Consider the following 14613-nt stretch of genomic DNA (forward strand, 5'->3'; position numbering starts at 1 on the left):
TTGCTCTCTCCATCGCATGTCCGATTATCTGGAAATTTTATGAAACTGAAGGGAAAACGCAGGACAGGATTGTTTGTGCTGATTGCCGTTGTTGTGCTGGCGGCTTTCTGGCTCTGGAGCAAGTTAAATGCGCCGGTGGTGCAGTATCAAACGCTGATTGTTAAGCCGGGCGAGCTGCAACAAATGGTACTGGCAACCGGCAAACTCGATGCGCTTCGCAAAGTTGACGTCGGCGCGCAGGTCAACGGTGAGTTACAACGCCTGACGGTCAACATCGGCGATAAGGTGAAGAAAGATCAGCTGCTGGGCATCATTGATCCGGCGCAGGCGGAAAACCAGATCAAGGAAGTGGAAGCGACGCTGATGGAGCTGCGCGCGCAGCGCCGCCAGGCGCAGGCCGAGCTGAAGCTGGCGCAGGTGACCTATGGACGTCAGCAGCAGCTGGTACAAAGCCACCTGGTGTCGAGGCAGGATCTCGATACGTCGGCAACGGATGTTGCCGTGAAGCAGGCGCAGATTGGCACCATTGATGCGCAGATCAAACGTAATCAGGCGACGCTCGATACCGCAAAAACCAACCTCGATTACACCCGCATCCTCGCGCCAATGGATGGTGAGGTGACACAAATCACTACTCTGGAAGGACAGACGGTGATTGCTATGCAGCAGGCACCGAACATTCTGACGGTTGCCGACATGAGCACCATGCTGGTGAAAGCGCAGGTCTCCGAAGCGGATGTTATTCATCTCAAACCAGGGCAAAAAGCGTGGTTCACTGTGCTGGGCGATCCGGGTACCCGCTATGAAGGGGTACTGAAAGATATTCTGCCGACGCCAGAGAAGGTAAATGACGCCATCTTCTACTACGCGCGTTTTGAAGTCCCTAACCCGCAGGGCGTGCTGCGCCTGGAGATGACCGCGCAGGTGCAGATCCAGCTCACCGGGCAGAAAAACGTGCTGACCATTCCGCTGGCAGCGCTCGGCGAGCCGGTTGGCGATAATCGCTATAAGGTCAAAGTGCTGCGCAACGGCGAGACGCGCGAGCGGGAGGTGATCCTCGGGGCGCGTAACGATACCGATGTGGTAGTGGTTAAAGGGCTGGATGCGGGCGACGAAGTGGTGATTGGCGAGCGGCAAGAGGGCGCGGCGCAATGACCGCCCTGTTAGAACTGAATGAGATTCGCCGCAGCTACCCCTCAGGCGACGGCATGGTTGAGGTGCTGAAAGGCATTACGCTGACCATTAATGCAGGCGAGATGGTGGCGATTGTGGGTGCCTCCGGCTCCGGTAAATCGACGCTAATGAACATTCTCGGCTGTCTTGATAAACCAACCCACGGTACCTATCGCGTGGCGGGAACAGATGTCTCGACACTCAGCGGCGATGCGCTGGCGCAGCTGCGCCGCGAGCATTTTGGTTTCATCTTTCAGCGTTATCACCTGCTTTCTCATCTGACTGCCGCGCAGAATGTCGAAGTGCCGGCGGTCTATGCCGGGACCGAGCGTAAAGCGCGGCTGGCACGCGCCAAAGAGCTGCTGACGCGCCTCGGGCTTGGCGAACGCAGCGAGTATCAACCTTCGCAGCTCTCCGGCGGCCAGCAGCAGCGCGTCAGTATTGCCCGCGCCCTGATGAACGGCGGGCAGGTGATCCTCGCCGATGAGCCAACCGGCGCGCTGGACAGCCACTCCGGCGAAGAGGTGATGGCGATCCTCCATCAACTGCGCGATCGCGGCCACACGGTGATTATCGTCACCCACGATCCGCAGGTTGCCGCGCAGGCCGAGCGGATCATCGAGATCCGCGATGGTGAGATTATTGCCAATCCACCGGCAAAAACCGCTGCGCCCACTGCGGCGAAGCATGAGGGCGCTGTCGCGTCGGTTGGCGGCTGGCGGCAGTTCACCAGCCGTTTCCAGGAGGCGCTGACCATGGCCTGGCGGGCGATGGCGGCCAACAAGATGCGTACCCTACTCACCATGCTCGGCATTATTATCGGTATCGCTTCGGTGGTATCGATTGTGGTGGTGGGCGATGCGGCTAAACAGCTGGTGCTGGCGGATATCCGCTCCATTGGCACCAACACCATTGATGTCTACCCTGGCAAAGATTTTGGTGATGATGAGCCGCAAAACCAGCAGGCGCTCAAATATGACGATTTGCTTGCCATTCAAAAGCAGCCCTGGGTGCGCTCAGCCACGCCATCGGTGTCGCAAAATCTGCGTCTGCGTTACGGCAATATCGACGTGGCGGCCAGTGCGAACGGCGTGAGCGGGCAATATTTTAACGTCTACGGCATGACCTTCAGCGAAGGGACCGCTTTTAATGCCGAGCAGCAGGGCAGGCGCGCGCAGGTTGTGGTGCTCGACAGCAATACCCGGCGGCAGCTCTTCCCCGATAAAGCCAGCGTGGTGGGCGAAGTCATTCTGGTTGGTAATATGCCCGCGACGGTGATTGGCGTGGCGGAAGAGAAGCAATCAATGTTTGGCAGCAGCAAGATCCTGCGCGTCTGGCTGCCTTACAGCACTATTGCCGGGCGGATTATGGGCCAGTCGTGGCTTAACTCTATCACCGTGCGCGTAAATGAGGGCTACAGCAGCGAACAAGCCGAGCAGCAGCTGACGCAACTGCTAAACCTTCGTCATGGTAAAAAGGATTTCTTCGTCTGGAACATGGACGGGGTGCTGAAAACCGCGGAGAAGACCACGCGCACACTGCAGCTCTTTCTGACGCTGGTAGCGGTGATTTCGCTCCTCGTCGGCGGGATTGGCGTGATGAACATTATGCTGGTGTCGGTCACCGAGCGTACCCGGGAGATCGGTATCAGGATGGCGGTGGGTGCAAGGGCGGGCGACGTGCTGTCACAGTTTCTGATCGAGGCGGTTTTTGTCTGCCTGGTCGGCGGTGCGCTCGGTGTGATGCTGTCAATGCTTATCGCCTTCACTCTGCAGCTCTTTCTGCCCGGCTGGGAGATTGGCTTTTCGCCCGTCGCGCTGTTAACTGCTTTTTTATGCTCCACCTTTACCGGCGTGCTGTTTGGCTGGCTTCCTGCGCGCAATGCCGCGCGGCTCGATCCGGTGGACGCGCTGGCGCGCGAGTAATAAAAATGCCAGCCCACCGGGCTGGCATTTCACTGCACTCTGTCTGTACACGACGAAGCTAAAGGTGTCAGGCTATCGCTTCCATTTCTACTGGCACGATAAGACTGGCATGATTGCCTTTAGGGCCCTGGTGTACATCAAACCGGACCGTCTGCCCGGCTTTTAACGTTCTGTAACCATCCATCTGAATGGTGGAGTAATGGGCGAAGATATCTTCACCACCGCCTTCGGGGCAGATGAAGCCAAACCCTTTGGCATTGTTGAACCACTTTACAGTACCCGTTTCCATGCTTCGACATCCTTCGTGAAACTTATTTAAGTAAGATGGAATGAACCGGTGGCGGAGCAGCGGGTTGTTCAAAACCTCGCCAACTCACGACTCTACAATTTAGATAATTCGTATAATGCGTCAAGCATTTGGCAAGCATTCTGGGAGACAGCGCATCAATTTTTTGAAGCAGTTAACGCTATAGTGAAAAAATGTGATGCAAGTCTCGAATGTGGCTATTCCACGGTAAGGTTCAGGTAATAGAAAACTTAATTACGGCGAATTAAAAAAAGTTAATTTAATAATTTTTAATTCACCTGAATTATCCTAAGTTGAATGAAATAATTATTCTTGCAGGCGAATGCGACAATTCATGAATTATCCGAGAGCATGCTTGTATATTACTCCAGTTTAAGAGCTGAAAAGGAAAGCAGTGCGAAAGGTACTATTAGTGACGCAACGTTGGTGTAAATAAACAGGAAAAAGTTACATTGAAAATTTTGACGAAACTATCATTGGCGCTATTAGTATCAGCTTCACTTATCAATTCCTCCTCCGTTCTGGCTGAATCCGTTGAGGCTACTCCCTATAACACTGCGCAAAAAGGAAATCACTATCCCCTCGTTTTTGTTCATGGCGTCATTGGTTGGGGGCCAGATGAAATGCTGGGTTTCAAATATTGGGGTGGATTTGATGACACCATTACCTATTTAAATAGCAATGGCGTGGAGTCCTACGCGGCCGTGGTTGGCCCCGTTTCCAGTAACTGGGATCGCGCGGTTGAGCTCTATTACTACATTAAAGGGGGCACCGTTGATTATGGTGCTGCCCATTCACTCAGGGAGAATCATGCCCGCTATGGCAAAACCTACCCTGGTATCTATCCTCACTGGGATGAGCACCATAAAATCCACCTGATTGGGCACAGCATGGGCGGGTTAACCAGCCGTCAGCTGGTGGACATGCTCCAGGATGGCAGCGAAGAGGAGCGTGCTTACCATGAATCGCACCCGGGAACGGAGATCTCCCCGCTTTTTGAAGGTGGAAAAGACTTTGTTTTCAGTGTGTCTACCGTCGCGACGCCAAATAATGGTAGCTCGTTTGCGCAGGACAAGAACCTGATCGTTGGCCTGATTGAAGATATGGTCCGCAAAGCGGCAAGTATTGCCGGCGTATCGTCCCTCTCTTCATTTGTTTACGATTTCAAACTCGATCAGTTTGGGTTAAAGCGTGATACGGATGAGAGCCTTGCTGAATATATTCGCGATATTTTCAATAGCAGTATCTGGGATTCGAAGGATATTGCCTCTTACGATCTTTCGGTGGTTGGTGTTAGCGGGAATAAGAACTACCTGGAGACTAAGCCTAATGTCTATTATTTCTCGCATACCGGAAAAACCACCGTTGGTGTACCGTTTACCTCTTTCCAGATACCCGGTGTCTATACCAATCCGCTGTTGCTTTCCTCAGCTACCTATATGGGCAAAACCATTACCGATCCACAAACATCGTTAATTAACGCCACCTGGACGACGAATGATGGTCTGGTAAATTCGGTATCCAGTTACTACCCCTTTGGTGCCGATGCAAAGCCCTATGATGGCCAACCGAAAAAAGGGCAGTGGAGCTATTACCCGGTAATGGAAGATTGGGATTATCTCGACTTTATGGGATTTGATGTCATTCCGCAGGCCTACGTTAATGCTTTTTATGCCGATATTGCGAGGTCATTATTGGCACTCGATAAATAACTCAGGCAGTAATAAAAAGACGAGCCCTCAGCGGTTCGTCTTTTTATTCAGGGCAATCTTAAAAAATTAAAAAATAGAAAAATAAGATACATTGAAATCTTTTTACATAGGCGAAATGGCAAGGATCGGCAAAAAAACCTATAATCGACACATATAATGTGCACTAAGCAGGATGTCTTCGTATAACCACTCTCTTAATGTTGTTATTCAAACGCAGGGCGATCCATTATAGTTGCCTGACATCTGATGCTGATTGAAAATGCATCTAAACTCATGTAATCGGCCGATTAGACGTGCGCCGGAACCTGTAACCTAAGATGAAGCGCTAACGATGGGCAAGAGCAATAGCTGGCTGGATTTTGAGCAATTGGCGGAAGATAAACTGCGCGACGCGCTCAGACCGCCATCGATGTACAAAGTGATGATAATGAACGATGACTACACGCCAATGGAATTTGTTATTGACGTGCTACAAAAGTTCTTTTCTTATGATGTTGAACGTGCAACGCAACTGATGCTAACGGTTCACTATCACGGTAAGGCTATCTGCGGTGTCTTTACCGCCGAGGTCGCGGAGACGAAAGTTGCCATGGTGAACAAGTATGCAAGGGAGAACGAGCATCCGTTGCTGTGTACGCTGGAAAAAGCCTGACGTCAGGCAATAAAACTTGGGGGAGGTGCCTATGCTCAATCAAGAACTGGAACTCAGTTTAAACATGGCTTTCGCCAGAGCGCGCGAGCACCGACATGAGTTTATGACCGTCGAGCACTTGTTACTGGCTCTGCTCAGTAACCCATCTGCCCGTGATGCGCTGGAAGCGTGTTCCGTGGATCTGGTGGCGCTGCGGCAGGAACTCGAGGCCTTCATCGAACAAACCACACCCGTCCTGCCGATGAGCGAAGAGGAGCGTGACACGCAGCCAACGCTCAGCTTCCAGCGTGTTCTGCAGCGCGCGGTGTTTCACGTTCAGTCTTCCGGACGCAGCGAAGTCTCCGGCGCGAACGTGTTGGTCGCCATTTTTAGCGAGCAGGAGTCGCAGGCGGCTTACCTGCTGCGCAAACATGAAGTCAGCCGCCTTGATGTGGTGAACTTTATCTCTCACGGCACGCGCAAAGACGAGCCGGGTCCATCCTCTGACGCGGGCAGCAGCAGTAGCAGCCAGGCGAGCAGCGAAGAGCAAGCAGGCGGGGAGGAACGTATGGAAAACTTCACCACCAATCTTAATCAGCTTGCTCGCGTAGGTGGTATCGATCCATTGATCGGTCGTGGCAAAGAGCTTGAACGCGCCGTTCAGGTGCTATGCCGCCGCCGTAAAAACAACCCGCTGTTGGTCGGGGAATCGGGCGTCGGTAAAACCGCGATTGCGGAAGGCCTGGCATGGCGAATCGTGCAGGGCGATGTGCCGGAAATTATGGCTGACTGCACCATCTATTCGCTGGATATCGGCTCGCTGCTGGCAGGTACCAAATACCGCGGCGACTTCGAAAAACGCTTTAAAGCGCTGCTGAAACAGCTTGAACAGGACAGTAACAGCATTCTGTTTATCGATGAGATCCATACCATCATCGGTGCGGGTGCTGCCTCTGGTGGGCAGGTTGATGCCGCGAACCTGATTAAGCCTCTGCTCTCCAGTGGTAAGATCCGCGTGATGGGTTCGACCACCTATCAGGAGTTCAGCAATATCTTTGAAAAAGATCGTGCGCTGGCGCGCCGCTTCCAGAAAATTGATATCACTGAACCCTCCGTGGAGGAGACGGTGCAGATTATCAATGGCCTGAAGCCGAAATATGAAGCGCACCATGATGTGCGCTACACGGCGAAAGCGGTTCGCGCTGCGGTTGAGCTGGCGGTGAAATATATTAATGATCGCCACCTGCCGGACAAAGCGATTGATGTGATCGACGAGGCTGGTGCGCGGGCGCGGCTGATGCCGGTCAGCAAACGCAAGAAAACGGTCAACGTGGCAGATATTGAATCTGTGGTTGCCCGCATCGCGCGTATTCCTGAGAAGAGCGTCTCCCAGAGCGATCGCGATACGCTGAAAAGCCTTGGCGATCGGCTGAAAATGCTGGTGTTCGGTCAGGATAAAGCCATTGAGGCCTTAACCGAAGCGATCAAGATGAGCCGTGCAGGGCTGGGTCAGGAGCATAAACCGGTTGGCTCCTTCCTGTTTGCTGGCCCAACCGGGGTCGGTAAAACGGAAGTGACAGTACAGCTGTCGAAAGCGCTGGGCATTGAGCTGTTGCGCTTTGATATGTCCGAGTACATGGAACGCCACACCGTGAGCCGCTTGATCGGTGCGCCTCCGGGCTATGTCGGCTTTGATCAAGGCGGTCTGCTCACCGACGCGGTAATCAAACATCCACATGCGGTTCTGCTGCTGGATGAGATCGAAAAAGCACACCCCGATGTCTTTAACATTCTGCTGCAGGTGATGGATAACGGGACGCTGACCGATAACAACGGGCGCAAGGCCGATTTTCGCAACGTCGTGCTGGTGATGACCACCAACGCCGGGGTGCGTGAAACCGAGCGTAAATCCATCGGCCTTATCCACCAGGATAACAGCACCGATGCGATGGAAGAGATCAAAAAGATCTTTACGCCGGAGTTCCGCAACCGTCTGGACAACATCATCTGGTTCGATCATTTGTCTACCGAGGTGATTCACCAGGTGGTCGACAAATTCATCGTCGAGCTTCAGGTGCAGCTGGATCAGAAGGGTGTTTCGCTGGAAGTCAGCCAGGAAGCACGCGACTGGCTGGCAGAGAAAGGCTACGATCGTGCAATGGGTGCCCGACCGATGGCGCGCGTCATTCAGGACAACCTGAAAAAACCGCTCGCCAACGAGCTGCTGTTCGGATCGCTGGTTGATGGCGGCCAGGTTATCGTCACGCTGAATAAAGAGAAGAATGAGCTGGAGTATGGCTTCCACAGTGCGCAGAAGCACAAACCGGAAGCAGCACATTAATCTCTGCTTTACCCCCATCAAACCGGGCCCCGTGGCCCGGTTTTTTTATGCCGGTCAGATAAGCGCGTGGGAATGGCAGGGTAAAATTGTCACTTCATTAACATAAGTCTCCTCCATGGCGACGCATTAAAACCTTGCCACAAAGCGAATCTGCAGAGCGAACTATGGCATAAAGTGCAAATCTTCTTACGCTAATCTATTGATATTAATAAAAATATTGCCGTGGAGGAGATTTTTTTGTAGGGTGACTTTCTGCGCAATAGCGCTGAGAGGGGGTTATTGCCATGAAAAGGATGCAGCAATTAATTTATAAGGAGGAGATACGATGAGGCATATCTTTACACCCATTCTACTAAGTTTGTTATTACTTGCTCCGCTTGCAGGAAAAGCGGGCATTTGCAATGAGAGCAACAAGTGGTGGCCCATTTGCCGCGATCCGGCATCAGGCCCCGATATCGGCACAGCAGAGTGGATCGCCTGCCGCGAGCGGGGCGGCTGCCAATATAACTGATAGCTGAAGCGGGTTTTTGGTCGTGACCAAAAGCAGAAACAGAAAAGGCCGGGATTACCCGGCCTTTCAATTAGGTGCGCAGTTGCGCTAGCGAAAGATCTTAGCGGCTACGGAAGACAATGCGGCCTTTGCTCAGGTCGTACGGGGTCAGTTCCACAGTCACTTTATCGCCCGTCAGGATACGGATGTAGTTTTTACGCATCTTACCAGAGATATGCGCAGTGACCACGTGACCGTTTTCCAGTTCTACGCGGAACATCGTATTAGGTAACGTTTCAAGAACGGTACCCTGCATCTCAATATTGTCTTCTTTGGCCATCTAATCCTCGGGGGTATCACTACCATAATTTTTTGAATCGGCAAGATAATGCCGAAGTTCGTGTGTTAAGTAAAGATTTGTGCTGATAAAACGCAGCAAAACAGCTTTTGCCGATTCCCCGCATGCCGCAGCCAGAGCGCCAGTAAAGCGCAACCGTAAAGGGGAGCGGTAGAAGTAAACGAAGGGCATCCCTGATACGAACGACTCCCGGATGGGGCGGGGCAACAGGCAAAAGCTGCTACGAGCGACCATTATAACACTCTGAATACAAATGTGCCGAAAACATTCTTCAACGAGCCGGAAAGAGCCGCCGGGGCACCCAAAAGTGCGAAGGCAGCGGCGCTTTACGCAGCATCTCGAGATGTTGCAGATAGTCGCGACGGGGGATTTCCACTGCGCCAAGGGAAGCGGTGTGGCTATTAAGCACCTGGCAGTCGATCAATTTACCGCCAAGCCTCGCAAACTCTTCGCTAAAGACCAGCAGGGCAGTTTTCGAGGCATTCACGCATCGGCTGAACATCGACTCACCGCAGAAAAGCGAGCCCTGCGCGACACCATACATCCCACCTACTAGCGCATCTCCTTCCCACACTTCAATCGAGTGCGCATGACCCAGTTCATGCAGACGATGGTAGGCCATAACGATATCGGGCGTAATCCAGGTGCCTTCGTCGCGATCCTCCGAACAGCCGTCAATCACCTGGCCGAATGCATGGTTCAGCGTCACGCGATAGGGGGAAGTTTTATGAAAGCGCTTCATGCTGCGGCTAACGTGAAAGTTCTCCGGCCACAATACCGCGCGCGGATCGGGTGACCACCAGAGAATAGGATCGCCCGGTGAAAACCACGGGAAAATCCCGCGCTGATAGGCCATCAGCAAGCGCGCCGGGCTTAGGTCGCCACCGAGCGCCAGCAGGCCGTTGGGTTCGCGCAGCGCCGCTTCCGGCGAAGGAAAAGCAATAGAGTGACGAGAAAGCTGAACCAGGCGCATGACCGCAACGCTCCACAATGCGACAAGTGACTTCTGTTAATATCGTCATTTTTCGCCCTCGCTTCAGTGTCGGAAATGCGAGAGCGAAAATGAGTCGAACCGCTACAGACGCTGCTTAAACTGGTAGTACCGCCCCTGTTTCGCCATTAACGCTGCGTGATTACCTTGCTCAATTATTTGCGCGTTGTCCATTACAATTATCCGATCGTAATTTACCAGCCCGCGCAGACGATGCGTGACCATTAGCAGGGTTTTACCTTTCATCGCTTCATTAATAAGATCAAGGATTTGATTCTCCGTCGAGGCGTCGAGCCCTTCGGTTGGCTCATCCAGCAACACCAGTGGAGCATCATGCAACAGTGCGCGGGCAATCGCCAGGCGACGCAGTTCACCGCCGGAGAGCTGACGCCCACCTTCACCGAGCCAGGCGTTAAGGCCATTCTCATCCAGCAGCTTCTCCAGCCCCACGCGTTGAAGCGTCGCGCTCAGCAACTCATCGCTTGCCTGTGGTGAGGCCAGCAGTAAGTTATCGCGCAGCGTAGCGCTGAAGAGATGGACGCGCTGCGGCACCATGGTGATGAGAGCGCGCAGATCGGCCTCGGCATACGAGCGTAATGGACGATCCTGTAAATGAATCTCGCCCTGCTGCGGGTCCCATGCTCGCGTAAGCAGTTGCAAAAACGTCGATTTACCACAGCCTGTGCGGCCTAAAATGGCGACATGTTCGCCTGCAGCAATTGACACGCTGAGATTATCCAGCGCCCGCTGCGGTTGTCCCGGATAGCTAAATGAGACGTCGGCAAGCGCCACGCTAACCTGCTGCGGCACGGTTGTGCGCGTTGCCGGAAAAGTCACTTCCGGCTGACAATCGGTAAGCTGCGTCACCCGCTTAGCAGAGGCGATAACTTGCCCAAGATGCTGGAACGCGCCGGTCACCGGAGCGAGCGCTTCGAATGCCGCCAGCGCACAGAAGACAAAGAGAGCGATCAGCGCGCCGGGCTCGGTATTACCGCCGACATCACCGGAGGCGAACCACAGCATGACAACTACCGCTGCGCCGCTGATTGTCAGCATCAGCGCCTGCGACACTGCGCTCAAATCAGACTGGCGACGCTGCGCCTCGTGCCAGTTTAATTCGGTATTTTCCAGCTGCTCGCGGTAACGCTGGCTGGCACCAAAAATGGTGAGCTCTGCCTGCCCCTGTAACCAGCTGGTCAATTGCTGGCGATACAGCCCGCGCAGCGCGGTAAGATTTTCACCCGTCGCTTTGCCGGCGCGATAGAAGAGGGGCGGCAGAATAAGCAGCGTTGCCAGCATAATGCCGCTCAACGTCAACGCCAGCGAAAGATCAAGGACGCTCAGGCCGACCAGCACCACAATAATCACCACCAGCGCGCCCACCAGCGGCGAAATGACGCGCAGATAGAGGTGATCAAGCGTATCGACATCGGCAACCACGCGGTTTAGCACATCACCCTGACGAAAACGCGCCAGTCCGGCGGGGGAAAGGGGTAGCAGCTTGCTGAAGGTAGTGACGCGCAGATGTTCCAGCACGCGGAAGGTGGCATCATGGCTGACCAGCCGCTCGAAATAGCGCCCGGCGGTACGGGTGATCGCCGCCCCGCGCACACCGGCGGCGGGCAGCATATAGTTAAAACTGTACAGCCCGGCAACGCCAACTACTGCTGATGCCGAGAGGAACCAGCCGGAAAGCGTTAACAGCCCAATACTCGCCAGCAACGTAACGACCGCCAGCACCACGCCCAGCGTCAGCATCCATTTATGGCGTTTATATAATGCGAGATAAGGCAGCAAGGCGCGCATTTAAATCTCCTCCTGACGGTGTGCCAGCAGCGCGGCAAACACGCCTCCGGCGGCAGCAAGCTCGCCATAGCTGCCCTGTTCAACAATACGCCCCTCCTGCATCACCCAAACGGCGTCCCACTCGGCGAGGTTTTCCAGCTGGTGGGTCACCATCAGTGTCGTCTGCTGATGGGAAGCGGCGGTTAACGCCTGCATCACGCGCTGCTCGCTTTGAGCATCAAGGCTGGCAGAGGGTTCATCCAACAGCAATAGCTGACATGAGGAGAGCATGGCGCGGGCGACGGCAACACGCTGCGCCTGGCCGACGGAGAGCCGGACCGCCTGATCGCCAGGCTGCGTCTCCAGCCCTTCCGGTAACAGCGGCAGAAACTCGCTCACCCAGGCCTTGTCCAGCGCGGCCTGTAGTGCCGCTTCGCTGGCATCCGGGCATGATAACAGTACATTCTCGCGCAGGGTGGCTGCGGGCAGCTGTGGGTTTTGACCGACCCAGCTTATCGCGTTGCGCCAACTATCAGGATCGAGGGCGCTCAATTCAACGCCGTTAACACGCAGCGAGCCTTCATAAGGCAGAAATCCTGACAGCGCGTTAATCAGCGAGCTTTTCCCCGATCCGCTGCGCCCGACCACCACTACCCGCTCTTTGGAAGAGAGGGTAAAGGTGAGTGGCCCGGCCAGCACTACGCCTTCTGGCGATTTAACGATCAGATCCTCTGCCGTCAGGGTGACAGGTTCACCCGCGTTGAGCGTGATATCGCCGCGTTGCGGATGGGCGAGGGGCGCTTCCATAAAGGTTTTCAGACTATCCGCTGCGCCTACTGCCTGCGCTTTCGCGTGGTAAAAGGTGCCGAGATCGCGCAGCGGCTGGAAAAACTCCGGTGCCAGCACCAGCGCCAGGAAGCCGGCAAACAGCGTGACGCCAGTGCCGTAATGACCGAAATTGAGTTCGCCCAGATAGGAGAAGCCAAAGTAAACGGCGACCAGCGCAATGGAGAGAGAGGCGAAAAACTCAAGTACGCCGGAAGAGAGAAACGCCAGGCGCAGCACTTCCATCGTGCGGCTACGAAAATCCTGCGACGCGCGGCGGATGCTTTCCGTTTCCGCTTCGCCACGGCCAAAAATGCGCAGCGTCTCCATGCCGCGCAAGCGATCAAGGAAGTGGCCGCTCAGGCGCGCCAGCGCTTTAAAGTTGCGGCGGTTGGCATCGGCTGCGCCCATACCGACCATCGCCATAAACAGCGGGATCAGCGGTGCGGTGCCCAGCAGGATCAGCGCCGCAGCCCAGTTAATCGGCAAAAGGGTGATAACAATCAACAGCGGTACGCTCGCTGCCAGCGCCATTTGCGGCAGATAGCGGGCGTAAAAGTCATGCATATCATCGATTTGCTCAAGGATAAGCGTCGCCCAACTGCCGGCGGGTTTCCCCTGTATCCACGCCGGTCCGGCCTGCTGTAGGCGGTCCAGCACCAAACGGCGTATTACGAAGCGGATCTGCACGCCGGCATGAAATCCTACCCGCTCGCGCAGCCAGACTACCCAACTGCGCAGAATAAAGACCAGCACCAGCAGCGCGAAGGGCAGCAGCATTGCCTCGCGAGGAATGTGCTCGATAATCATATGGTTGAGAATGCTGGCGAGTAGCCACGCTTGCGCGACGATCAGGACGCCGCTGACTACGCCAAGCAGGCGGGAGAGCGTCAACCAACGACGGGAGATAATGCTTTGCTGTTTTAACCAGCGAGTGAGTTCTTGCTGACGGGTTTTATTCATTGCGCGCTTTGCAGGTGAAGTTATCGGATTTTTAGCCTGCGCAATGTTACAACGGTGCAAAAATAAAGGCGACTTAATGTCGCCTTATTTACCTTTGTTACTGACTTGTAAAGATTATTTCAGATCCGCCAGCCCATCGAGATAGCGTTCAGCATCCAGTGCAGCCATACAGCCGGTGCCTGCGGAGGTGATCGCCTGACGATAGATGTGATCCATCACGTCGCCCGCGGCAAACACGCCGGGAACGCTGGTTTGCGTCGCGTTACCATGAATACCGGACTGCACTTTGATGTAGCCATTTTCCAGCTCAAGCTGACCATCAAAGATCGCGGTGTTCGGGCTGTGGCCGATGGCGACAAACAGACCGGCAACCTCCAGCGACTCGACATTATCTGCGTTTTGCGTATCGCGCAGGCGCAGACCGCTGACGCCCATCTGATCGCCTGTCACTTCTTCCAGCGTACGGTGCGTATGCAGCACGATATTGCCGCTCTCCACTTTATCCATCAGGCGCTTAATCAGGATTTTCTCCGCGCGGAAAGTATCGCGGCGATGGATCAGGTGCACTTCAGAGGCGATATTCGCCAGATAGAGCGCCTCTTCAACTGCGGTGTTGCCGCCACCGATGACCGCGACCTTCTGGTTGCGGTAGAAGAAACCGTCGCAGGTGGCGCAGGCGGAAACACCGCGCCCTTTATAGGCCTCTTCAGAGGCGAGGCCTAAATAGCGCGCGGAGGCACCGGTGGCGATAATCAGTGCGTCGCAGGTGTACTCGGCGCTATCGCCAATCAGGCGGAAAGGACGATTCTGTAAATCGACGCTGTTGATATGGTCAAAAATGATTTCAGTATCAAATTTGGTCGCATGTTCATGCATGCGCTCCATCAGACCCGGGCCGGTCAGATCGTGCGGGTCGCCCGGCCAGTTTTCCACTTCAGTGGTGGTGGTGAGCTGACCGCCTTTTTCCATACCGGTGATCAGCACCGGCTGCAGGTTTGCACGCGCAGCATAGACCGCTGCGGTATAACCGGCAGGGCCTGAACCAAGGATAAGCAGCTTACTGTGTTTGGCCGTCCCCATGAGATCCTCATTATTGTTTGGCAGACATTGCG

11 protein-coding genes and 1 pseudogene are annotated in these 14613 nt (G+C 54.6%); 5 read left to right on the forward strand and 7 right to left on the reverse strand.

Features of this window, described 5'->3' with window-relative positions; translation table 11 throughout:
- Positions 1-39: 39 nt before the first annotated feature.
- Positions 40-1155 carry a macrolide transporter subunit MacA gene (gene macA / locus HF650_RS08400; protein WP_187801956.1) on the forward strand — a complete coding sequence of 372 codons (1116 nt, stop codon included), beginning with the start codon at positions 40-42 and terminating at the stop codon, positions 1153-1155.
- Positions 1152-3098 (forward strand): macrolide ABC transporter ATP-binding protein/permease MacB, encoded by a 1947-nt coding sequence (gene macB, locus HF650_RS08405; protein WP_187801957.1) that lies wholly within the window; start codon positions 1152-1154, stop codon positions 3096-3098. The genes macA and macB overlap by 4 nt, the downstream gene beginning before the upstream one ends.
- Positions 3099-3165: 67 nt before the next feature.
- Here macB and cspD read toward each other — a convergent pair whose 3' ends face one another.
- Positions 3166-3387 carry a cold shock-like protein CspD gene (gene cspD, locus HF650_RS08410; protein ID WP_187801958.1) on the reverse strand — a complete coding sequence of 74 codons (222 nt, stop codon included), beginning with the start codon at positions 3385-3387 and terminating at the stop codon, positions 3166-3168.
- Between the two features lie 470 nt (positions 3388-3857).
- Between cspD and HF650_RS08415 the strand changes: the two genes are divergently transcribed.
- From HF650_RS08415 to clpA, 3 genes are all read left to right on the forward strand, one after another.
- A complete protein-coding gene (locus HF650_RS08415) occupies positions 3858-5117 on the forward strand; it encodes a lipase (protein WP_187801959.1) in 1260 nt (419 codons plus the stop codon).
- Positions 5118-5448: 331 nt separating this feature from the next.
- A complete protein-coding gene (clpS, locus tag HF650_RS08420; RefSeq protein WP_187801960.1) occupies positions 5449-5769 on the forward strand; it encodes an ATP-dependent Clp protease adapter ClpS in 321 nt (106 codons plus the stop codon).
- A 31-nt stretch (positions 5770-5800) separates the two neighbouring features.
- Positions 5801-8089, forward strand: coding sequence for an ATP-dependent Clp protease ATP-binding subunit ClpA (gene clpA / locus HF650_RS08425; RefSeq protein ID WP_187801961.1), 2289 nt, complete (start codon positions 5801-5803; stop codon positions 8087-8089).
- Positions 8090-8700: 611 nt separating this feature from the next.
- Here clpA and infA read toward each other — a convergent pair.
- The 6 genes and pseudogenes from infA to trxB all read right to left on the reverse strand — a co-directional run bounded on the left by infA (position 8701) and on the right by trxB (position 14581).
- Complete coding sequence (gene infA / locus HF650_RS08430; protein WP_001040187.1) at positions 8701-8919, reverse strand: translation initiation factor IF-1; 219 nt, start codon at positions 8917-8919, stop codon at positions 8701-8703.
- Positions 8847-9023, reverse strand: a pseudogene (locus tag HF650_RS25240) (hypothetical protein); the annotation flags it as partial. The pseudogene HF650_RS25240 and the gene infA, both read right to left, overlap by 73 nt.
- Before the next feature lie 185 nt (positions 9024-9208).
- Positions 9209-9910 carry a leucyl/phenylalanyl-tRNA--protein transferase gene (gene aat / locus HF650_RS08435; RefSeq protein ID WP_187801962.1) on the reverse strand — a complete coding sequence of 234 codons (702 nt, stop codon included), beginning with the start codon at positions 9908-9910 and terminating at the stop codon, positions 9209-9211.
- Between the two features lie 102 nt (positions 9911-10012).
- Positions 10013-11734, reverse strand: coding sequence for a cysteine/glutathione ABC transporter ATP-binding protein/permease CydC (gene cydC / locus HF650_RS08440; protein ID WP_187801963.1), 1722 nt, complete (start codon positions 11732-11734; stop codon positions 10013-10015).
- Positions 11735-13501 carry a cysteine/glutathione ABC transporter permease/ATP-binding protein CydD gene (cydD, locus tag HF650_RS08445; protein ID WP_187801964.1) on the reverse strand — a complete coding sequence of 589 codons (1767 nt, stop codon included), beginning with the start codon at positions 13499-13501 and terminating at the stop codon, positions 11735-11737. It abuts the gene before it with no gap.
- A 114-nt stretch (positions 13502-13615) separates the two neighbouring features.
- A complete protein-coding gene (gene trxB, locus HF650_RS08450) occupies positions 13616-14581 on the reverse strand; it encodes a thioredoxin-disulfide reductase (protein ID WP_187801965.1) in 966 nt (321 codons plus the stop codon).
- Between the last annotated feature and the right edge of the window lie 32 nt (positions 14582-14613).

The sequence above is a fragment of the Kosakonia sp. SMBL-WEM22 genome (genome assembly GCF_014490785.1).
In the GTDB taxonomy this organism is placed as follows: domain Bacteria; phylum Pseudomonadota; class Gammaproteobacteria; order Enterobacterales; family Enterobacteriaceae; genus Kosakonia.